Origin of the sequence: Pseudomonas sp. PA-7-1E (genome assembly GCF_021605325.1) — a bacterium.
Classification (GTDB): domain Bacteria; phylum Pseudomonadota; class Gammaproteobacteria; order Pseudomonadales; family Pseudomonadaceae; genus Aquipseudomonas; species Aquipseudomonas fluorescens_BV.
The window spans coordinates 14384-38558 of record NZ_WKFA01000057.1 but is presented as its reverse complement, the minus strand read 5'-3'; the positions used below and the strand labels follow the sequence as shown (position 1 = coordinate 38558).

Here is a 24175-nt window from a genome sequence, read left to right as displayed (position 1 = left end):
CCCTGCCCTCGCCAGCCTTCGATCATCAACCCCTGCTCACGCTGGTTCCCCGCCGAATCCAACGCCGGGTCCTGCGCCAACACCAGGCGCACCACCCCGTCATACCGCCCTTGCGGCTGATACACCGTGCGCAACGCCGCCGCGTAAGTGCGCGCCGGCCCATCCATCGCCTCCAGCGCCGCACGCGCCGGCAACAACCCCACGCTCACCATCCCCCCATGCAACGCTTGTCGCTGCGCCACCTCATCGCGCCCGGCAAAGTCCACAGGATCAATCCCCAGCGACTTCCCAGCCGCCAACTGCATCGCCTCGATCAACCGCAACAACGCCGCCGTCGAGGTATATGCCTTGCCCGCACGCCCCGGCGACTCGCTGTCGATCACCGTCAACGACCCCACCTCACGCCCCATTGCCTGCAAGCGCAGCGCCATTTCCAGTGCCACCCAGCCGCCGAACGAATGCCCGACCAGATGCACTGGCCCTTCGGGGCACTCCTGTTCCAGCGCCGCCAGGTAACACTGGGCCGCCGCTTCCACCTGGCTATGGGGCACCGCCTCGCCATCCAGCCCCCGCGGCTGCAAGCCATACAGCGGCCAGTCGCGCCCCAGCGCTTCGCTCAAACCCACAAAGCCGGTGACGCTGTCTCCCGCGCCTGGCACGCAGAACAACGGCGCATAACCGGCGCGCCCGCTCTGGATACGCAGCAAGGATGAGTGCGCCGCGCAACTCATCGGAGTACTCGCCGCCAGCGCTCGGCTCATGGCCTGGCCAAGGCTCTGGATATGCGGCGCCTGCATCATGCTCTGGTGATCCCCCGGCACCTGCACCTGGCGCAGTTGCCCAGGCGCCAGGGCGGTGTCCCAACCCAGCGCGGCACTGCGCCGCGACAGTTCGGTGGGCCGCTGCTCGGCGCTGAACAGGTGCACCGGAATCGGCAGCGGGAACAGGCTGTAGTGGGCCAGGGCATGCCCATGCCCGACTTCCCGTTGCAAAAAGCTCAGCAGGTCGGCGTCCGTCGCCGCTGCCATTTGCGCGTATAGCAAACCTTGATCGCGACAGCGTTGCAGCAGAGCCGCAAAGTCCAGCTGTCCAAGGCCTGCCTCCAGTTGTTCCAGGTTCGCCAGCTCATCCACACCTCCCTGTGCCTTCCAATAGGCCGTGCACTGCAACAACAAATGCCGCTTGAGGGCATCCGGCCCGCTCCAGCGTGACTTGCCCTGGTCGGTCATGCGCGGCACGTAGCTGTCGATCAAGCCCAGAAACGCCACGGCCTCATCCTGCCCCAGCAACTGCATGGCAACTTCATAGGCCAGCACACCCCCAAAGGACCACCCCGCCAGCCGGTAAGGACCGTGGGGCTGGATCTGGCGAATCAGCCCGACCATGCGCGCGGCCAGGCCTTCCATGCTGTCCAGATGCGCCTCGCCCAGGGCCATGCCCGGCAGGCCATAAATCGGGTAATCGCCAGGCAGGTGCTGGCCCAGCGCCGGGAAGTACACGTCCATGCCACTGAACTCATGCACCAGGAATAACGGTGCCTGCGCCCCGCGGCTACGCACTGTGATCACCGCCGCCTCAGGCAGCACATCGTCACCGCGCAGGCGCAGCAGCGCCGCGACCGAGGCCACGCTGGCATGCTCGAACAGCTCGGCCAGCGACACCGGCAACCCGGCCTCGTCCAGCCGATGGACCAGGCGAATCGCCAACAAGGAATGCCCGCCCAGTTCGAAGAAACTGTCATGGCGCCCCACCTGCTGAAGCTTCAATACCTCGGCCCACAGCTGGGCCAAGGTCTGCTCCAGTGCATCGACCGGTGCTTCAAATGTGCCGCTGGCCGAAGCGTCCCACGTCGGTACCGGCAAGGCTTTGCGATCGACCTTGCCATTGGCCGTCAACGGCAGTTGCTCAAGGATCACAAAGGCCGACGGCACCATGTAGGCCGGCAAATGCGCCTGCAGATAAGCACGCACCGGCTCGATGCCGACCGGCTCGCCCGCCCAGGTGAAATAGGCCACCAGGCGTTTGTCCCCCGGCACGTCTTCGCGGGCCAGCACCACCCCCTCGCGGATTCCGGAGAATGTCGCCAAGCGTGCTTCGATCTCACCCAGCTCAATGCGAAAGCCGCGGATCTTCACTTGATCGTCATTGCGCCCGATGCACTCCAGCAGGCCGTCTGCGGTCCAGCGTCCGAGGTCGCCGGTGCGGTACAGCAAGGCGCCTGGGTTGAACGGGTTTTGCACGAACTTTTCCGCCGTCAACTCAGGGCGGTTCAGGTAGCCCTGGGCGACACCGTCGCCGCCGATGCAGATTTCGCCGGTCGCCCCCAGGGGCAGCAGGTGCAACTGCGCATCCAGCACGTAGACCTGCGTGTTGGAAATGGGTCGCCCTACCGGCACGCTGTCGGCTTGAGTGGCAATGGCGCGCACTTCAAAAGTGGTGGCGTAGGTGGTGGTCTCGGTCGGCCCGTAGCAATGCACCAGGCGCAGCCCCGGAGCCAGCCCCAGCAGGTTGCGGAACGCCGCCGGGTCGGCACGCTCGCCGCCGCACAGCAAAATACGCAAGCCGGCCAGGGCCTGGGGAATCAGTTGCACATACTGGTTGAACAGCGCCGTAGTGACGAACAGCACCGTCACGCCTTTGAGTGCCGCGCCGAACGCCAGCGGGTCGAGCAAGGTGGCGTGGTCGATCACCTGCACCTGACCGCCGTTGAGCAACGGCCCCCAGACGTCCATGGTGCTGGCATCGAAGGCCGGGTTCGAAGCGAAGGCCACTCGGTCATTGGGACTGAAATCGGCGTAGCCGTTGTTGAGCACCAGGCGCGTGATGCCACGGTGAGGCACCAATACGCCTTTGGGCATGCCGGTGGAGCCGGAGGTGTACATGATGTACGCCACGCTCTGCGAGGACTGCAGCAGGCCCGGATTGTGGTCGGGGTGTGAGTCAAGGGCCAGGGTGTCCAGGTCCAGGCGCTGCGCCGCGCTCTCCACGCTGCAGTCGCTACCGGTCAACAGCCAGGCCGCGCCGCTGTCTTGCAGCATGAAGCCCTGGCGTTCGGCCGGCGCGCTGATGTCCAACGGTACATAGGCGGCGGCGCATTTGAGAATCGCCAGTTGGCTGACCAGCAACGCCACCGAGCGTGGCAGCAGGATCGCCACGTTATCGCCGGGGCACACACCCAGGCCGAGCAGGTGATGGGCCAGGCGGTTGGCGCGGCGGTTGAGTTCGCCATAGCTTATCCGTTGTTCGCCGTGCAGCACCGCCACCGCGTCGGGGCGCGCCTGCGCCTGGGCTTCGAACACCTGCTGCACGCTGTGTTCACGTGGGAACGCACGAGCCGTAGCGTTGAAGCCCTCAAGCAGTTGCTGGCGTTCAGCCAGGGGCAGGATCGGCAAACCACTGAGGACGATGTCGCTGCGCTCTTCCAGTGCCTGCACCACCTGCACCAAGGCGTTATGCAGGTAGTCGCCCAAGCGTCGGGCCCCCTGCCCCATGGCCGTGAGGCTGAAACCTTCACCCAGGTCATCCACGCTCATCGACACGCCGTAGTGGGTGTGTTCCTCGGTCTTGAGCACCTCGATCCCCTGCCACGCCTCGGCCACGCCCCCGGCCTGGAGCGCACTGTGGCGGTAGTTGAACAGCACGCTGAACAACGGCGTGGCCATGGGTACGCCGCTGCAACGCTGGGCCAGCGCCAAGGGCGCGTGTTCATGGCTGAGCAGTTGGGTCAGGCGCCCATGGGTGGCACGCAGCGCGGTCAGTACCGAGTGTTCACCCAGGTCGACTCGCAGCGGCAAGGTATTGATAAACACACCCATGGCGCGCTCGGCACCTTCGCCGCCTTGCAGGCGACCGAGCATCACCGTGCCGAACACCACCTGTTCACGGGCGCAGACCGTGCCCAGCACATGGGCCCAGGCCAGGTGCATGAGGCTGGCGGCGCTGACTCCCGCTTGACGCGCCTGGTTGCGCAGGCGCCGACTCAACCCCAGGTCGAGACTCACCTTCACGCGCTCATCGGCACCCAGGTGCGGTACGTCGGTGGGTTCGTCGACCTCAGCGAGCATCTCGCGGAAAAACGGCTCGTGGTCCTCAGCGCCCAGACGAGTCTGGGCCACGTAGTTGCGGTACGGCACGGGCGCGGCCAAGGTGTCTTGCGTGCCCAACAGGAAGGCCTGCATTTCGTGTTGCAGGATGTCCAACGCAATGTGGTCCATCACCAGATGGTGGAACAGCAACGTCGCCACCACCCGCTGCGACTCCTCGGCATACACCAGGCGCATCAAAGGTGCCTGGGCGAGGTCCAGGCGTGGCGGCACCGAGCCGTTTTCAACACGTAATGAGGCGGTGCGCCATACCACCTGCACCGGCTCCTCCAGCCCGTCCCAGTGGAAGGATGAACGCAGGATGTCATGGCGCTGGATCACCGCCTGCAAGGCATGGGCAAAGGCGTCCAGGCGCAGGCGGCTGTCGAAGGCAAACTGCGCCTGCAGCACATAGGCATCGTCACCTTGCACGGCGCGATGCTGATACAGGATGCCGGCCTGCAAGGGTGCCAGCGGGTAAATATCCTGCACATTCGCCGCACCGCCGGGGATGCTGGCAACGATGCGCTCGATGGCAGCGGGGTCCAGGGTGATCAGCGCAAGCATGTCCGGCGTAATCCGGGTGCAATCGGCCGCAATGCGATTGGCCGGCACCGTCACTTCACGCCCACCGCCCAAGGCCGCAGCCAGGGCGGACAAGGTCGGTTGGCCGAACAGCACTTTCACATCCGCCGACAAGCCCAGGCGGCGCATGCGCCCGATCAGGCTGACTGCCAGCAATGAGTGGCCACCCAATTCAAAGAAATTGTCATGCCGACCCACGCGCTCCACGCTGAGCAATTCGGCCCACAGTGCGGCCAGGGTGATTTCCGTATCACCCACCGGCGCTTCATAGTCGCGCACGCTCAACGCGTCCAGGCCCGGCGCCGGCAGTGCCTTGCGGTCGAGCTTGCCGTTGGGGCTCAGCGGCAGCGCCTGAAGGTGCATAAAGCTCGTCGGCAGCATGAATTCCGGCAGGTGTTGCAGCAGGTGGGCGCGCAGGCTTTCGACGTCGCTCGGCACGCCGGTGTAATAGGCGATCAGGCGCTGCTCGCGGGCAATCACGGCAGCTTCCTGCACCGCTGGATGCTCGGTCAGACGCGCCTGGATTTCCCCCAGTTCGATGCGCAGGCCACGAATCTTCACCTGGTCATCATTGCGCCCCAGGTACTCGAGAGTGCCGTCGGGCAAGTAGCGACCCACGTCACCGGTACGGTACATGCGCCCCGGGGTAAACGGGTCGTCGAGGAAGCGTTCGGCGGTCAGCTCAGGACGGTTGAGGTAACCCCGCGCCACCTGCACGCCGGCGATAAACAATTCACCGACCACCCCCAACGGCACCGGCTGCAACTGCTCGTCCAGTACATACAGGCGCGTATTGGCAATCGGCTTGCCGATGGGGGTGTTATCCGGCACCACGGCGCCTGCGCAGTCCCACGCGGTGACATCCACCGCCGCTTCGGTGGGGCCATACAGGTTGTACAAGCCAACCCCCGGCAATTGCTGTTTGAAGCGCCGTACCAGGCTGCCCGGCAGGGCTTCGCCACTGCACATCACCCGCACCAGCCCGGCGGCCTGGCTGACATCGCCGTGGGCCAGGAACACGTCAAGCATCGACGGCACAAAATGCAGCGTCGTGACCCCCTCGGCCTCGATCACCTGGCACAGGTAGTCAGGGTCTTTATGCCCACCAGGACGAGCCATGACCAGGCGTGCGCCGGTGAACAGCGGCCAGAAGAACTCCCACACCGACACGTCGAAGCTGAACGGGGTTTTCTGCAAGACCGTATCGCTGGCGGTCAACGCGTATTCGTCTTGCATCCACAGCAGGCGGTTGACCACTCCAGGGTGTTCGTTGATCACACCCTTGGGCTGGCCGGTGGAACCGGAGGTGTAGATCACGTAGGCCGCCACGCTGGCCGCCTGCGGGTTATGGGCGGGCTGATGCTGCCAGGTGGGCGAATCCAGGTTTACCACCGGCACCTCGCCCAGCAACCCGAGGGTGCTGGACTGGCCCAGCACTACCGTCGGCGCGCTGTCGTGGAGCATGTAGGCGATGCGTTCCAACGGGTAGGCCGGGTCCAGCGGCACATAGGCGGCGCCGGCCTTGAGGATCGCGTACAGGCCGATGACCATGTCCAGGCCACGCTCCACGCAGATCGCCACCCGCGCCTGGGGCTGCACACCCAGGGCTTGCAGGTGATGGGCCAACTGGTTGGCGCGCGCGTTCAGTTCGGCATAGCTCAGTTGCTGCGCGCCCGCCTTCAGGGCAATGGCCTGGGGTGTACGCAGTACCTGGGCTTCAAACAGGCCGTGCAGGGTCTGGTCGAGGTTGTACTCAACGGCGGTGGCGTTGAAATCCACCAGCAGTTGCCGACGCTCGCGCGCATCCACCAGCGGCACCTGCGCCAGCACCGCCTGGTCGTTATCGACCATGGCCTGCAACACGCGGGTGAAATAACCGACGTAACGCTGCATCGTCGATTCGTCAAACAGGGCCACGGCATATTCCAGCGCACCGAGGATGCTGCCCTGCACTTCCCCCAGGTTCAACGACAGGTCGAACTTGGCGAAATGGCTGTTCTCGACAATGCTCTCCAGGGCCAGGTCGCCCAGGGCCAGGGTCGGCGCGCTGCTGTCCTGCCAGCTCAGCAGGGTCTGAAACAGCGGGCTGTGGGCCAGGCTGCGCGGCGGCCGGGTGATTTCCACCACCTGCTCGAAGGGCAAGTCCTGATGGGCCTGGGCTTGCAGCGTCAACACCTTGACCCGCGCCAGCAACGCCTCGGTGCTCAGCTCGCCCGAGGTGTCGATACGCAGCGCCAGGGTGTTGACGAACAGGCCAATCAGCCCTTCGACTTCGGTGCGCATGCGGTTGGCCACCGGCGTGCCGATCACCAACTCGGGCTGCCCGGACAAGCGCGCCAACAGTGAAGCCCAGGCGCTCATCAAGGTCATGTACAAGGTGGTGCCATGGCGTTGGCTCAAGGCCTTGAGCCCGGCGGTGAGGCGTTCATCCAGGCGCACTTCGACGCTGCTGCCAGCGTAGTCCTGCTGCGCCGGGCGCGGGCGGTCGGTGGGCAAGGTCAGCAACGCCGGCGCACCGGCCAACGCCTGTTGCCAGTAGCTGCTTTGGCGCTGCAGCACCTCGCCGCTCAGCCACAGGCGTTGCCACACGGCAAAGTCGGCGTACTGGATCGGCAAGGGAGGCAGCGGGTCGGCGTGGCCGTGGCTGAAAGCCTGGTACAGCGCCATCAGCTCGCGGGTCAGCACGCCCATGGACCAGCCGTCAGAGACGATATGGTGCAGGGTCAGCAACAGCACATGGTGATCATCGGCCATCACCACCAGGCGCCCGCGCAGCAACGGGCCGCGCTCAAGGTCGAACGGTGCCGAAGCTTCGCCGTGAATCAGCGCGTCCAGGGCCTGTTGCGGCTGCGGATGGCGACGCAGGTCCTGCACTTGCAGCGGCAATACCTCTTCAGCCGGCACGACCAGCACCTGGGCCTGGTCACCCTGCTGGGCGAAGCGGCTGCGCAGGGTTTCATGCCGCCCCACAATGCGCGCCAGGGCCCGTTGCAACGCTTGCACATGCAACTGCCCGCGCAACCGCAAACCGATGGGAATGTTGTAGGCGGTGTTGGCCCCTTCCATCAAGGCCAGGAACCACAGGCGTTGCTGGGCGAAGGACAGCGGCACGTCCTCATCACGGTTGGCCGGCAAGATATCCGGCAAGGTGCTGCGACCGGCCTGGGCCAGTACCTCGGTGACCGCCGCCAGTTCGGCGTTGGCAAACAGGTCGCCCAGCGCCAACTCGACGCCCAGCCGCTGGCGCACCTGGGACACCATGCGCATGGCCAGCAGCGAATGCCCACCCAGCTCAAAGAAATGGTCATAGCGCCCCACGCGCTGCACCTGCAACACATCGGCCCAGATCTGCGCCAGCACGGTTTCGATTTCGCCCAGGGGCGCGGCGTACTCGCGGGTAAAGACGGCGGCCATGTCCGGCGCCGGCAGGGCCTTGCGGTCAAGCTTGCCATTGGCCGTCAGTGGCAGTGCGTCGAGTTTCATGAACGCGACGGGCACCATGTAGTCCGGCAGATGCGCCACCAGGTGGGCGCGAATCTGGGCCACCGTCAGCGGGTCCAGTTGTGGGTTTTCGGTGAAGTAGGCCACCAGCCGTTCTTCACGCACCACCGCCACCGCTTCCAGAATCCCGGGCAACTGGTTGAGCTGGGTTTCGATTTCGCCCAGTTCGATGCGCACGCCACGGATTTTCACCTGGTCATCGTTGCGCCCCAGGTAATCGAGTGTGCCGTCCGGCAGCCAGCGCACCAGGTCGCCGGTGCGGTACATGCGTCCTTCGTTGAACGGGTCGCGCACAAAGCGCTCGGCAGTCAGTTCCGGGCGGTTGAGGTAACCGCGTGCCACGCCCTTGCCGCCCACGTACAACTCCCCCGCCACCCCCAGCGGCACCGGACGCTGGTGTGGGTCGAGCACGTAGACCTTGGCATTGGCCATGGGCTTGCCGATATGCAACGGCTGGCCCGCCTCGACCTTGCCGGAAGTGGCCACCACCGTGGCTTCGGTGGGCCCGTAGTTGTTGACCAGCTCAAAGCGCTGCGCCCGCCCGAACTGGCGCAGGCGGTCGCCACCGACCAGCAAGGTGCGCAAGGTCGGGTGCTCGATGTTCTGACTGAAGGCGTATTCCGCCACCGGCGTCGGCAGAAAGCTCACGTCCAGTGGCTGCGCGCACCACCAGGCCAGCAGTGCGTCGATATCTTCGCCGCCCTCATGGGCCGGTGGCAGGTGCAAGGTGGCGCCCACACACAGCGCCGGCCACACTTCCCAGGCCATCGCGTCAAAGCCGAAACCGGCAACACTGGCGGTATGCCGCCCGGCGCGCAGGTCGAAGGCGCTGCAATGCCAGTCCACCAGGTTGGCGACGCTGTGGTGTTCCACCATCACCCCCTTGGGCAAGCCAGTGGAGCCGGAGGTGTAGATCACATAGGCGAGATTCGTCGGGCCGACGGCGATTGTGGGATTGCTCGCCGAATGGTGCTGCCAGGTGAAGCGGTCCAGGTTGATCACCGGCACTTCCAGCACCGGCAGGCGCGTCAGCAACGCATGCTGGGTGAGTACCGCCACCGGCGCGCTGTCGCTGAGCAAATAGTGGAGGCGCTCGGCCGGGTGGGACGGGTCCACCGGCACATAACCGGCGCCGGCCTTGAGAATCGCCAGCAACCCGGCCAGGGTGTCGAGGCCGCGCCGCGCAAAAATCGCCACGCGGTCGTCGGGCTTGACCCCCAGCGCCAACAGATGATGCGCCAACAGGTTGGCTTGCTGGTTCAGTTCGGCATAGGTCAGTTGCCGGCCCTGATGCACAGCGGCAATCGCGTGCGGCGTGAGCCTAGCCTGGGCTTCGACGCGGCCATGCAGGGTGGTGCCTTGGGGGAAAACGGTCTGGGTGGTGTTGAACTGTTCCAGCAGCAAGCGCTGTTCGGCGGCGGGCACCACCGAGAGTTGATCAAGCGCGGTATGGGGGGCCTGCTCCAGTGCGCTCACCAGGTTTTCCAGCGCGGTGTGGAGGTAGGCGCAGACGCGCTGAGGGTCAATCAGGGTGCTGGCCAGCAAACTCAGGCCAAAGCCCTCACCCAGGTCGTCCACGCTCAGGGTCAGCGGGTAGTTGGTGCGCTCCTCGGCGCGCAGTGCGGTGATACCGTGCCAGGCCGACACCGCCTCGGCGCTGGCGGCGGGCGCGCTGTGGCGATAGTTGAGCAGCGCGCTGAACAGCGGCGTCGGCGCGAGCACGCCACTGCAACGCTGGGCCAGGGCCAACGCCGCGTGCTCATGGCGCAGCAAGGTGGTCAGACGTGCGTGGGTGGCCTTGACTGCGGTGCGTACGTCCTGGGCGTCTACGTCCACGCGAAACGGCAAGGTATTGATGAAAATGCCCAAGGCGCGGTCGGTGTCATGGCTGCCCTGCATGCGCCCCATCAATACGGTGCCGAACACCACCTGGGCTTTGCCGGCCAACACCCCCAGCACCTGGGCCCAACCCAGGTGAAACAGGCTGGCGGCGCTCACGCCCAGTTGGCGCGCCTGCCCGCGCAAGCGCTGGGCCAGTGCCGGCGCCAATGGCAGGCTGACTTCAGCGATACCCCGCGCATCACCTTGCACGTCCTGCAAACCGAACGGCAAGGTGGGCTCGCTGATATCGCCGAGCATCTGCCGGAAGAAACATTCGTGCTCCTGCTCACTGATCCCCAACCGCGCCTGCGCCACATAGTTGCGAAACGGTACGGCCTGGCCCAGGGCCGCGCCTTGGCCCAACAGGCACGCCTGCATTTCGTGGCACACCACGTCCAGGGCGCTGTGGTCGAGCGCCATGTGATGGAACAACAGGGTGGCGACGATGCGCTGGTTGGCCGGGTCTTCAGCGCGCACCAGGCGCAGCAACGGCGCCTGGGTGACGTCGAGGCGATAGTGGCGGGCATCAAACAGGTCATGCAGTTGCGCGGCGATATCGCCATCGGCCGGGTCCAGCATCAAGGCTTGCACCGGCAGGCGTGCCTGGCGCCACACCACTTGCGAGGGTTGCGTCAGGCCATCCCAGACCACCCCGGTACGCAGGATGTCGTGACGGTCCATCACCCGTTGCAGCGCCTGGGCAAACGCATCGAAACGCGCAAGGTTGTCAAAGGCGAACTGCGACTGCATCACATAGGGGTCACCCTGCTCGGCACTGACATGGTGGAACAGGATGCCTTCCTGCAACGGCGCCAGCGGGTAGATGTCCTGGATATTCGCCACGCCGCCCTGCACCGTGGCGACAATGCGCTCGATCTCGTCTTGGCTCAGGGTCGACAGGGTCAGCATGTCGGGAGTGATGCGCTCGGCATTGGCCGGGATGCCATTGGCCGGTACCTGCACCTCACCGGCCTTGGTCGCGGTGTATTCACCGGCCTTGATCAGTTCGATCAGCGCCGGCTTGTGTTCACGCAAGGCGGCCAATATCGCCGGGTCGCTCAAGGCTTGCTTGTTGCCGTTCACCGACAATTGCTCGCCCTTGAGCGCCAGTTGCACATCCTTGGTTTTCAGGGTTGCCAGCAGCTCGAGGATGTTCACAGGACGATCTCCATTCGTTCGGTCATTGCGGCGTAGCCGGCCAGGGTCGGTTGTTCGAACAAGCCCCGCACATCGGCTTCCATGCCTTCCTGGCGCAGGCGCCCGATCAAGCTCACGGCCAGCAGCGAGTGCCCGCCCAGTTCAAAGAAGTTGTCGTGGCGCCCTACCCGCTCCACCTTGAGCAGCTCGGCCCAGAGTTGGGCCAGGAGGATCTCGGTGTCGCCTTCGGGCGCCGCGTACTCACGTACCTGCAACGCGTCCATACCCGGTGCAGGCAGGGCCTTGCGATCGAGCTTGCCGTTGGGGCTCAGGGGCAAGGCGTCCAGGTGCATGAACAGCGCCGGCACCATAAAGTCAGGCAGGTGCTGCAACAGTTGGGCGCGCAGGCTTTCGATATCGGTGGGCGCGCCGGTGTAATACGCGACCAGGCGCTGGTCACGGGCGACGACCACGGCGTCCTTGACCGCCGGATGCTCGATCAGGCGCGCCTGGATTTCCCCCAGTTCGATGCGCAGGCCACGGATCTTCACCTGATCGTCGTTGCGCCCCAGGTACTCGAGCGTGCCATCGGGCAAGTAGCGGCCCAGGTCACCGGTGCGGTACATGCGCCCAGGGGTGAACGGGTCGTCGAGGAAGCGCTCGGCGGTCAGCTCAGGGCGGTTCAGGTAACCCCGCGCCACTTGCACGCCGGCGATGAACAGCTCACCGACCACGCCCAGCGGCACCGGCTGTAACTGCCCATCGAGTACATACAGGCGGGTGTTGGCAATCGGCTTGCCGATGGGGGTATTGTCCGGCACCTCAGGGCGTGCGCAGTTCCAGGCCGTCACGTCCACCGCCGCTTCAGTGGGGCCATACAGGTTGTACAAACCAATCCCCGGCAACTGCCGCTTGAAACGCCGCACCAGGCTGCCCGGCAAGGCCTCGCCGCTGCACATCACCCGCACCAACCCCGCCGCCTGGCTGACATCGCCGTGGGCCAGGAATACATCGAGCATCGACGGCACAAAGTGCAAGGTGGTGATGTGCTCCGCCGCGATCACCTCGCACAGGTACGCCGGGTCCTTGTGCCCTTCAGGGCGCGCCATTACCAGACGCGCGCCGGTGAACAGCGGCCAGAAGAACTCCCACACCGACACGTCGAAGCTGAACGGGGTTTTCTGCAACACCGCATCGTGAGCCTTGAGGCTATAGGCGTCCTGCATCCACAACAAGCGGTTGACCACCCCCGCATGTTCGTTGATCACGCCCTTGGGTTGGCCGGTGGAACCGGAGGTGTAGATCACATAGGCCGCGTTTTGGGCAATGAGGTCCGGTACTTGCGGGTTGATGGCGGGTTGGTGTTGCCAGGTGCTGTGGTCGAGGTCGACTACCGCCACGTCCCCCAGCAGGGTGCGGGTGGCGCTTTGGGCCAGCACCACCACCGGCGCGCTGTCGTGCAGCATGTTGGCGATGCGCTCTGGCGGGTACGCCGGGTCCAGCGGCACATAGGCACCGCCGGCCTTGAGGATGGCGAACAGGCCGATGACCATGTCCAGGCCGCGCTCGACGCAGATACCCACCCGTGCATCCGGGCGCACACCGCCGTCACGCAGGTGATGGGCCAGGCGGTTGGCGCGTTCATTGAGTTGCTGGTAGCTCAAGGTGTGCTCGCCGGCCTTCACCGCCACGGCCTGCGGGGTACGTACAACCTGGGCTTCAAACAGCCCGTGCAGGGTCTGGTCGAGGTTGTAGTTCACCTCGGTGGCGTTGAACTGCACCAGCAGCTGTTGCCGCTCTTGCAGCCCCAGCACCGGCAGGCGGTTCAGCGCCTGGTGCGGGGCCTGCTCAAGGGCTTCGACCAGACCGCTCAACGCGTTATGCATATAGCCGCACACCCGTTGCGCATCCACCTGGGCCAGGGCGGTGAACGCGTAGCCGTCGCCCAGGTCGTCCACGTTCAAGGTCAGCGGGTAATTGGTGCGCCCGTCATTGACCAAGGTCTGCATGCCTTCCCATGCCAACTGCGCATCCGCCGAACGGGTGGCGGCGCCGCGATGGCGATAGTTGAGCATCGAGCTGAACAAGGGCGCCGGGGCCGCTACGCCACTGCAACGCTGGGCCAAGGCCAGGGAGGCGTGTTCATGGCCAAGCAATTGGGTCAGCCGCGCATGGGTGGCCCGCACGGCGGCGCGGGCGCCCTGATCGTCGATATCCAGGCGCAACGGCAAGGTGTTGATAAACACGCCCAGGGCGCGGTCGGCGCCCTCGCCGCCTTGCAGACGACCCACCAGCACCGTACCAAACACTACCGAATGGCGCGCCGATACCGCGACCAGCACCTGCGCCCAGGCCAGATGGAACAGGCTGGCAGCACTCACCCCCAGCAGCCGTGCCTGGCTGCGCAGGCGGCGGTTGAGCTGGCTGTCCAGTTGCAGGGTGTGTTCGTCGATGGCATTGCCGTCGCCGCGCACGTCCTGCCAGCCGAACGGCAACGTCGGTTCGTCGACATCGCCCAGCATCTGGCGGAAGAACTGTTCATGCTCCTGTTCGCTGACACCCAAACGGGCCTGGGCCACATAGTTGCGATACGGCATTGGCGCGGCGGTGGGGGCTGCGTGGCCCAACAAGTGGCCCTGCATTTCGCGCAACACCACGTCGAAGGCGGTGTGGTCCAACACGATATGGTGATAGAGCAACACCGCCACCACGCGCTGGTTGGCCGGGTCCTGGGCGTACATCAGGCGGATCAGCGGCGCCTGGCTGATCTCCAGGCGATACCGCCGCGCATCAAACCGCTCGTGCAGGCCGGCGAGTACGTCACCTTCCAGTTGCAGTTCCTGCACGCACAACTGCGCCTGGCGCCACACCACTTGCAGCGGTTGCGCCAGGCCCTCCCACACCACCCCGGTGCGCAAGATGTCGTGGCGGTCGATCACCTGTTGCAGTGCGCGCATAAAGGCGTGCAGGCGCTCGACACCGTCAAACGCCAGGTGTGATTGCAGCAGGTAAGGATCGCCCTGCGCCGCCGTGAGGTAGTGATAGAAAATCCCTTCCTGCAAAGGCGCCAGCGGGTAGATGTCCTGCACGTTGGCAGCGCCGCCAGGCACCTGGGCCACCACCTGGTCGATCGCCGACTGGTCGAGGTCCACCAGGGCCAGCATGTCCGGGGTGATGCGCTGACAACCGGCACTGATGCGATTGGCCGGCACCTGCACTTCGCGGCCACTGCCGACAGCGGCGGCCAGCGCGGCCAGGGTTGGCTGGCTGAACAACACGCGCACATCAGCGCTGAGGCCGGCCTGGCGCATGCGCTCGATGAGGCTGACGGCCAGCAATGAATGGCCGCCCAGTTCGAAGAAGTGGTCATGGCGACCCACTTGCTCCACCTGCAACACCTCGGCCCACAGCCGCGCCAGGGTGGTTTCGACGTCACCCTGGGGGGCTTGGTATTCACGGCTGAGCAAGGCGCACTGGTCTGGCTCTGGCAATGCCTTGCGGTCCAGTTTGCCGTTGGCGGTCAGGGGCAACTGATCAATCCGCATGTAGGCGACCGGCACCAGCGCCTCGGGAAGTTGGGCTTGCAGGTGCGCACGCAAGGTCTCGATCTGCAGCGGGCGCTGTTCGGTGAACCAGGCCAACAGGCGGCCTTCGCGCACCAGCACCACGGCCTCGCGGATGCCGTCCAGTGCCGCCAGGCGGCTTTCGATTTCACCCAGTTCCACCCGTACGCCGCGCAGTTTTACCTGGTCGTCATTACGGCCCAGGTACTCAAGGTTGCCATCGGGCAGCCAACGCACCAGGTCACCGGTGCGGTACATGCGCCCTGGGTTGAAAGGGTCTTGCAGGAAGCGTTCGGCCGTCAGCTCGGGACGGTTCAGGTAACCCCGCGCCACGCCGCTGCCGCCCACATAGAGTTCACCGGCCACGCCCACCGGTGCCGGGCGCAGGTGCGCATCCAACACATAGCTGGTGGCATTAGCGACAGGCCGGCCGATATGCAACACCTGCCCGGCCCGCACGCGGCCGGAGGTGGCAACCACCGTGGCCTCGGTGGGGCCGTAGTTGTTGACCACCGCAAAGCGCCGCTCATGGGTGAACTGACGCAGGCGGTCACCGCCGATCAGCAGGATGCGCAAGGTGGGGTGCTGCCGGGGTAGGCTGAAAGCGTACTCGGCCACCGGGGTGGGCAGGAAACTCACGTCCAACGGCTGTGCCAGCCACCAGGCCAGCAGTTCATCGATGTTTTCGTTGCCGATGTCGGCGGGTGGCAGGTGCAGGGTCGCGCCGACGCACAGGGCCGGCCAGACTTCCCAGGCCATGGCATCAAACCCCATGCCGGCCACGCTGCTGGTGTGGCTGACCGCTGTCAGACCAAAGGCCTCACAGTGCCAATGCACGAGGTTTTCCACGGTGCGGTGTTCCACCATCACGCCCTTGGGCTGGCCGGTGGAACCGGAGGTGTAGATCACATACGCCAGGTGCGCGGGCGTCAGGGCGGGCAGTTGCGGATTGCTGACGGCGTGGCGCTGCCAACCGGGGTCCTGCAGATCGACCACGGCGACTGGCCCCAGCAGCTCCCGCGTGCTGGTCTCGGCCAGCACCGCCACGGGCGCGCTGTCTTGCAACAAGTAGGCGATACGCTCGGCGGGGTACGCCGGGTCGATCGGCACATAGCCCGCGCCAGCCTTGAGAATGCCCAACAGCCCCACCAGCATCTGCGGGCCGCGGCGGCAACACAGTGCCACGCGTTCATCGGCTTGCACGCCGAGTTCCAGCAAGTGATGAGCCAACTGGTTGGCCCGTTGATTGAGCTGCTGATACGTCAGCGCCTCGCTGCCTTGCTGCACGGCAATGCGATGGGGTTGGCGCTCGGCCTGCACCTCAAACGCACCGTGCACCGTCTGGCCACGGGGGAAGTCGTGGGCAGTGGCGTTGAACTCGCGCAGCACCGTATCGCGCTCTGCGGCGGGCAGAATCGGTAACTGGCGCAGCGCACGGTGGGGCGCCGTCTCAAGGGTGGCAACCAGTTGCTCCACGGCGCTGAGCATGTAGTCGCACAGGCGCTGCGCGCCGATTTGCGGCACGGCCAGCACGCTCAGGCCAAAGCCTGCGCCCAGGTCATCCACGCTCAGGGTCAGCGGATAGTTGCTGCGTTCTTCACCGCCCAGCAGTTGCACGCCTTCCCAGATGCCGTGGCCGTCGCGGGCCATTTCGCCTGGGTTGCTGTGGCGGTAATTGAGCAAGGCGCTGAACAACGGCGTGCTGGTCGGCACACCGCTGCAACGCTGGGCCAGGGCCAGTGACGCATGCTCATGCCCGAGCAAGGCGCTCAAGCGTGCATGGGTGGCTTTGACCGCCTGCGCTGCGCCGGCTGCAATATCGACCCGCAGCGGCAAGGTGTTGATAAACATCCCCAGCGCACGGTCTGCGCCCTCGCCGGCTTGCATACGGCCCATCAGCACCGTGCCGAATACCACCTCGTCGCGGCCCGAGACCAGGCCCAACACCTGGGCCCAGGCCAGGTGCATCAGGCTGGCGGCGCTGACCCCCAGTTGGCGCGCCTGCTGGCGTACGCGCTGGGCCAGGCCCGCTTCCAGGTGCACCTCGGCTTCTTCGATTGCACGACCATCGCCCTGCACATCCTGCAGGCCAAACGGCAAGGTGGGCTCGTCGACCTCGGCGAGCATGTCGCGGAAAAACTGCTCATGCTGCGCCACACTGACGCCCAGTCGCGCCTGGGCCACATAGTTGCGAAACGGCGCGGCGGCGGGCAAATCCTGGGCCTGGTTGAACATAAAGGCACGCATTTCCTGGCCGACCACTTCCATGGCGGTGTGGTCCAGCGCCAGGTGATGGAACAGCAGGATCGCCGCGACCCGGTTGTGCGCCGGGTCCTGGGCATAGACCATGCGCAGCAAGGGCGCCTGGGTAATGTCCAGGCGGTAGTGACGCGCATCGAAACGCTCATGCAGTTGCGCCATCACGTCGCCGTGTGCCGGGTCGAGCATCACCTCGTGCACCCCCAACTGGGCGGTGCGCCACACCACTTGCACCGGGCTTTCGAGCCCTTCCCACACCACAGCGGTACGCAGAATGTCGTGGCGCGCCACCACCTGTTGCAGCGCGCCCATAAAACCGTGCAGGCGCTCGGCAGTGTCAAAGGCCATGCGCGATTGCAGCAGGTACGGGTCGCCCTGCTCGGCGCTGATGTGGTGGTAGAGAATGCCTTCCTGTAGCGGCGCCAGCGGGTAGATATCCTGGATATTCGCTGCACCACCCGGCACGCTGGCGACAATCCGCGCGATGGCCTGCGGGGTGAGTTGCACCAGGCTCAGCATCGACGGTGTGATCTGTATGCAGCCGGTGGGGATGCCATTGGCCGGCACCACGATTTCTCTGCCGCTGCCCACGGCTGCCGCCAGCGCGGCCAGGCTCGGCTGGCTGAACAACACGCGCACATCGGCGCTCAGGCCCACCTGGCGCATGCGTTCGATCAGGCTGACCGCCAGCAACGAATGCCCGCCCAATTCGAAGAAGTGATCATGGCGCCCCACGCGTTCAAGCTTGAGCACGTCCTGCCAGATCTGCGCCAGCAGGCTTTCCACCTCGCCTTGTGGGGCTTCGTAGCCACGGCTGATCAAGGCGGCCTGGTCGGGTACCGGCAATGCCTTGCGGTCGAGCTTGCCGTTGGCGGTGAGCGGCAACTGCGCCAGCCACACATAAGCCGAAGGCACCATGTAATCGGGCAACCGGCCTTGCACATGAGCTCGCAGGGTTGCGATATCCAACGTTGCGTCGGCGGTGTAATAGGCCACTAACCGTTTGTGGCCAGGCTCGTCTTCGCGAACCAATACCACAACGTCCCTGATCCCGGCACAGGCACACAGGCACGCTTCGATTTCACCGGGTTCGATACGAAAGCCACGAATCTTCACCTGCAGGTCATTGCGCCCCAGATACATCAAATTGCCGTCGGCTCGCCAGCAGGCCAGATCACCGCTGCGGTAGAGTTGGCCATCGCCGAATGGGTTCGGGACAAATTTTTCCGCGCTCAGCTGAGGCAGATTCAAGTAGCCTTTCGCAACGCCCGCACCGCCGATATAGAGCTCGCCGGTCACACCCACGGGCAGCGGTTGCTGGCGCGCGTCCAGTACATAGGCCTGAGCGTTGGCAATCGGTCGACCAATCGGAATAGCGCCCTCGCCAAGGGTAGTGATCTCAAACGTGGTGGAGAACGTGGTGGCTTCGGTCGGGCCATACCCATTCAGCAGATGCTGGGGTTTGCCGAGCTTGAGTACCCGGCCAATCACCTGAGGGTCAAGCACGTCGCCGCCGACGATCAGGTAGCGCAATTGGCGGAACACCGGCATCAACGCATCGGCGTACTGATGAAATAGCCCGGCGGTCATCCATAACACGTTGACCGTCTGTTCCCGCAACAGCTCGGCGAACGCGGCTTGGGATAACAACTGCACCTGCTCGACCACCACCACACAACCGCCATTGAGCAACGGTGCCCACACTTCGAGGGTGCTGGCGTCAAATGCCGGGTTAGAAGCAAAGGCCACCCGGTCGTGGGCATTGAATTCGGCAAAACCGTTGTTCAGCACCAGCCGCGAGATGGCGAGGTGGGGCACTTGCACGCCCTTGGGCGTCCCGGTGGAGCCGGAGGTGTAGAGGATGTAGGCAACGCTCTGCGCGGATTGGGCCAGGTCGGGATTAGCGGGCGACTGCGCGTCCAGATCCAACTGCGCCAGGTCGTCCAGCACATGGCGTGCGCCGCTGTCTTTGACGATGAAGGCCTGGCGTTCGACAGGCGCGTTGACGTCCAGCGGCACATACACCGCAGCGCACTTGAGGATCGCCAGTTGGCAGACCAGCAGATCCAGGCAACGCGGCAAGGCAATCGCCACGCTTTCGCCGGGCTGCACACCCTGGCTGATCAGATGATGGGCCAGGCGGTTGGCACGGCGATTGAGGTCACGGTAGCTCAGTGACAGCTCGCCCTGCACCGCCGCCGGCGCTTCAGGGCGGGCCAGCGCCTGGGCTTCAAACAGTTGCGAGACAGTAAGTTGCGAGGGGTATTGCCGGGCGGTGGCGTTGAAACCTACCAGCACTTGATGACGCTCGGAAGGCGGCAGGATCGACACCGCCTGCAGCGGCGTGGTCGGCGCATGTTGCAGCGCGCTCACCACATGGCGCAACGCGGTGAGCATGTACTCACCCACGCGTTGCACATCCAGGTGCGCGACGCCTTGCACCGTCAGCGCAAAGCCACTCCCCAGGTCATCAACGTTGAGCACCAGCGGATAGTTGCTACGTTCTTCGGAGCTGAGAATCTCGATACCGGAAGCGGCAAAGGGGTTGTCCCCCGGCGCTTCATCGGCTGCGCTGTGCCGGTAGTTGAGCAAGGTGCTGAACAGCGGCAGCGAGCCCGGCACGCCACTGCAACGCTGGGCCAGGGACAACGAGGCATGTTCGTGCCCGAGCAGTTGCGCCAGGCGCGCATGGGTGGCGCGCACGCCGGCCTGCACGCCGACGCTGCCAACGCTGACCCGCAGCGGCAAGGTATTGATAAACATCCCCAGCGCCCGGTCCGCGCCCTCGCCGCCCTGCATACGGCCCAGCAACACGGTGCCGAATACCACCTCCTGCTGGCCAGACACCTGGCCCAGCACCTGGGCCCAGGCCAGGTGTACCAGGCTCGCGGTGCTCACGCCCAGTTGCCGCGCCTGTTCGCGCAAGCCCAGGTTGAGCGCAGGCTCCAGCGGCAGGCGCGCTTCATGGATGCCGCTGCCGTCACCATTCACGTCCTGCAAGCCGAAGGCCAGGGTCGGCTCGTCGATGTCGCCCAGCATCTGGCTGAAGAAGGCTTCATGCTGGGCCTGGGTGACACCGAGGCGGGCCTGGGCCACGTAGTTGCGATACTGCACCGCGTCAGGCAGTTGTGCGCTGTGGCCATGCAGGCTGGCACTCATCTCTTTGACCAGCACGTGCAGGGCCGTGTGGTCGAGGAGGATATGGTGCAGCAGCAAAATGCCAACCAAGCCGTGGCTGTCCTGCGCATACGCCAGGCGCATCAGCGAGGCGCGTGACAGGTCCAGGCGATAGTGGCGTGGGTCGAAACGCTGTTGCAGATGCTCCAGTGCATCACTGCCCAGCGCATCCAGGCGTTCGATCACCAAGGGTGCCTGGCGTAACACCACTTGCACCGGCTCTTCCAGGCCCTCCCAGAGGATGGCGGTGCGCAGGATATCGTTGCGCTCGATCACCGTGTGCAGCGCGTTGACAAACCCGTCGACGGCGCCCTGGTCGTGAAACCGCAACTGCACCTGCAACACGTAGGGGTCGCCCTCGGTGGTCGCCAGGTGGTGGTAGAGAATGCCGGCCTGCAGCGGCGCCAGGCCGTAGATGTCCTGCACGTTGGCAACGCCACCGGGCACGGCCTCAAGGATATGGTCGATAGCGGCCTGATCCAGCTCGACCAGGGGCAGCATGCCCGGGGTGATGGCCTGCGTGTCTGCTTGAATAGAGTTGGCCGGCACCTGCACGGTCTGCTGGCCGCCCACCGCCGCAGCGAGCGCCGCCAAGGTCGGTTGACCGAACAGCACGCGCACATCGGCGCTGAGGTCGACCTGGCGCATGCGCTCGATCAGTTTGACCGCCAGCAGCGAATGGCCGCCGAGCTCGAAGAAATTGTCCTCACGACCGACACGGTCGACGTTGAGCAGGTCTTGCCAGAGCATGGCGAGGGTGGTTTCCACCGCCCCCTGGGGCGCCGCATACTCGCGCCGGGCCACGGCGTCGGCATCAGGTGCGGGCAAGGCCTTGCGGTCGAGTTTGCCGTTGGTGGTCAACGGCAGCGTATCCAGGCGCACGAAGGCGCTGGGCACCATGTGTTCGGCCAGGCTCAGCAGCAGATGATCACGCAGGGCGGCCACGTTGAGTTCGCCATCGCTGATCACATAGGCCACCAGGCGTTTATCGCCCGGCTGATCTTCACGGGCGATCACCACCGCATCGCGCACGCCGCTGGCAGTGGCCAGGTGCGCCTGGATTTCACCCAGTTCGATACGGAAACCACGGATCTTGACCTGATCATCGTTACGCCCCAGGTACTCGACACTGCCGTCGGCCAGCAGGCGGCCGAGGTCGCCGGTCTTGTACATGCGCAAGCCGGTGGCCGGGTCGGCAAGGAAGCGTTCGGCATTCAGCGCCTGGCGGTTGAGGTAACCACGCGCCACCCCGGCACCGCCCACGTACAACTCGCCCACCACACCCAGGGGCAAAGGCTCATGGCGCTCATCCAGCACATACAACTGCAAATCGGGAATACGCACGCCAATCGGGCTCACGCCGACCAAGTGCGCGTCGGCCGCTTCCAGCGCACGGTAGGTCACATGCACGGTGGTTTCAGTGATGCCGTACATGTTCACCAGTTGCGTACCGGCATTCACTGCCCGTGCGTACCACGGCTTGAGCATGCCCGGTTCCAGGGCCTCGCCGCCGAAAATCACTTGGCGCAAGGAATGGGACTGGGCACTGTTGCCCTGGGCCGCGATCAACTGGCGGAACGCGCTCGGCGTCTGGTTGAGGATGCTCACCTGGGCGTCGCACAACAGCGCGTAGCACTCATCCGGCGAGCGGCTGACCAGTTGCGGCACGATCAGCAACTGGCCGCCGTGCATCAGCGCGCCCCAGATTTCCCACACGGAAAAGTCGAACGCGAAGGAATGGAACAGCGCCCACACATCGTGCGGGTTGAACCCGAACCAGTGGTGGGTGGCGCTGAACAGGCGTGCGACCTGGCGATGCTCGATCATCACGCCCTTGGGCTGGCCAGTGGAGCCGGAGGTGTAGATGACGTAGGCCAGATTGGCCGGGCTCAGGTGCAACCCAGGGTTGGAGATGGGCAACGGGCCCAGGTGGTCCAGGTCGATCCGGGCCAGTGCGCCGGCCCGCTGCGCCGTGTTGGCCTGCACCAGCACCACCACCGGCTGGCTGTCGGCCAGGGTGTAGGCGATGCGTTCCTGGGGATAGGCCGGGTCGATGGGCACATAGCCCGCACCGGCCTTGAGAATGCCAAGCAGGCCGATGATCATCTGCGGGCCACGCTCCACGCAAATGGCCACGCGCGCGTCGGGGCACACGCCGTGGGCCAGGAGCGCGTGGGCGACCTGGTTGGCGCGTTCGTTGAGTTGGCGGTAGGTCAGGGCGTGCTGCTCGAAGCGCAACGCAATGGCATCGGGCTGGGCAGCGGCGTGGGTTTCGACTTGCTGGTGGATCAGTTGGGTGTCGGCGTAATGCGTGGAGCAATGATTCAAAGTGTGCAGCAAATGGTGGCGTTCAGCGTCAGGCAGGATGTTCAGGCCGCAGAGCGGCATATCCGGTCGTTGTTCAAGGGCGTCGGCCAGGCTTTCCAAGGCCGTATGCAGATAACCCGCAACCCGCTGCGCGCCAATGGACGCATCGACCATCACGGTCAGGGCGAAGTCTTCACCCAGGTCATCGACGTTCAGCGTCAGCGGGTAATTGGTGCGCTCCTCGGCGCCCAGCACCCGGATGCCGTCGGCGACTTCGATCACCGCCGCCATGTCGGTGGCGGCGCTGTGACGGTAGTTGAGTATCGCGCTGAACAGCGGCGTAGGCGCCGCCACGCCGCTGCACCGTTGTGCCAGCGCCAGGGACGCATGTTCGTGATCAAGCAAGCGCGTGAGGCGCTCATGGGTGATCTTGACCGCAGCGCGCACGCCCTGCTCACCCACATCCACCCGCAGTGGCAAGGTGTTGATGAACATGCCCAAGGCCCGCTCACCGCCCTCACCTGCGCCCATGCGCCCGAGCATCACAGTGCCAAATACCACCGCCTCCCGCCCCGAAACCGCACTCAGCACTCGCGCCAAAGCCAGGTGCATCAGGCTCGCCACACTCACCCCCAGCGGGCGCGCCATGCTGCGCAGGCGGCGGCTCAGAGCGCTGTCGACGGGGATGCGCACTTCGTCGATCCCTTGGCCATCACCCTGCACATCTTGCAGGCCGAACGGCAGCGTCGGTTCATCGATATCCGCCAGCATGTCGCGGAAGAACGCCTCATGGGCCTGCTCGCTGACGCCATGGCGCACCTGGGCGATATAGCTGCGAAACGCTATCGGTGCACGGGCCTGGGCTTGCTGCCCGGCCAGGTACAGCTGGATTTCATGCCGAACGCCATCCAGGGCCGTGTGATCAAGGATGGTGTGGTGGAACAGCAGCATCGCCACCACCCGCTGGTTGGCCGGGTCGTCAGCGAATACCAGGCGCAGCAGCGGCGCCTGGCCCAGGTCCATGCGATAAGCGCGGGCATCATAGCGAGCGAGCAATTGAGCGAGGCGGTCAGCACCGTCCAGAGGCACCTCTTCGCAGGCCAGCACAGCCTTGCGCCACACCACTTGCAGCGGCTCGTCCAGGCGCTCCCAGACCATCGAGGTACGCAGGATGTCGTGACGGTCGATGACCCATTGCAACGCCTCGGCAAAGGCCTCAAGGCGTGCGCGGCTGTCGAACACGAACTGCGCGTGCAGCACGTAAGGGTCACCCTTCTGCGCCGAAAGATGGTGATAAAGCATGCCTTCCTGGAGCGGCGCCAGGGGGTAGATATCCTGCACATTCGCCGCGCCGCCTGGGACCGCCGCGACGATGCGGTCGATGGCCGGCTGGTCGAGGTTGACCAGGGCCAGCATGTCCGGTGTGATGCGGTAGGCCGGGCTCAACCAGTCACCGCCATGTTCGGCGACCAACTGCAACAGCTGGGGTTTGTGCGCGATCAATTGATCCCAGAGCGCGTCGTCCAACGCTTCGTCATCGCCCAGGACGATCAGGTCGCCCTCTTCGGTCTGCAGACGGATCGCGTGGGTGGAGATCGCTGCCAGTAAGTCGCTGAACTGCATGGGTAACCTGCCTGATAATTCACGGTTGACGAGAATGTCCGTATTCAGTTTTGCCGCTTG

Annotated in this window: 2 protein-coding genes; both read right to left on the bottom strand. The window is 65.2% G+C overall.

The features are described 5' to 3' along the window. A partial coding sequence (locus GIW79_RS24660) for a non-ribosomal peptide synthetase (RefSeq protein WP_236477427.1) occupies positions 1–11207 on the bottom strand: 11207 nt, incomplete at its 3' end. Next, positions 11204–24115 (bottom strand): non-ribosomal peptide synthetase, encoded by a 12912-nt coding sequence (locus GIW79_RS24655; protein WP_236454556.1) that lies wholly within the window; start codon positions 24113–24115, stop codon positions 11204–11206. The genes GIW79_RS24655 and GIW79_RS24660, both read right to left, overlap by 4 nt. Between the last annotated feature and the right edge of the window lie 60 nt (positions 24116–24175).

What these genes read in the sequence shown, in the direction of transcription:
- GIW79_RS24655 (WP_236454556.1), bottom strand. Translation starts at nt 24,115, where the DNA reads ATGCAGTTCAGCGACTTACTGGCAGCGATCTCCACCCACGCGATCCGT.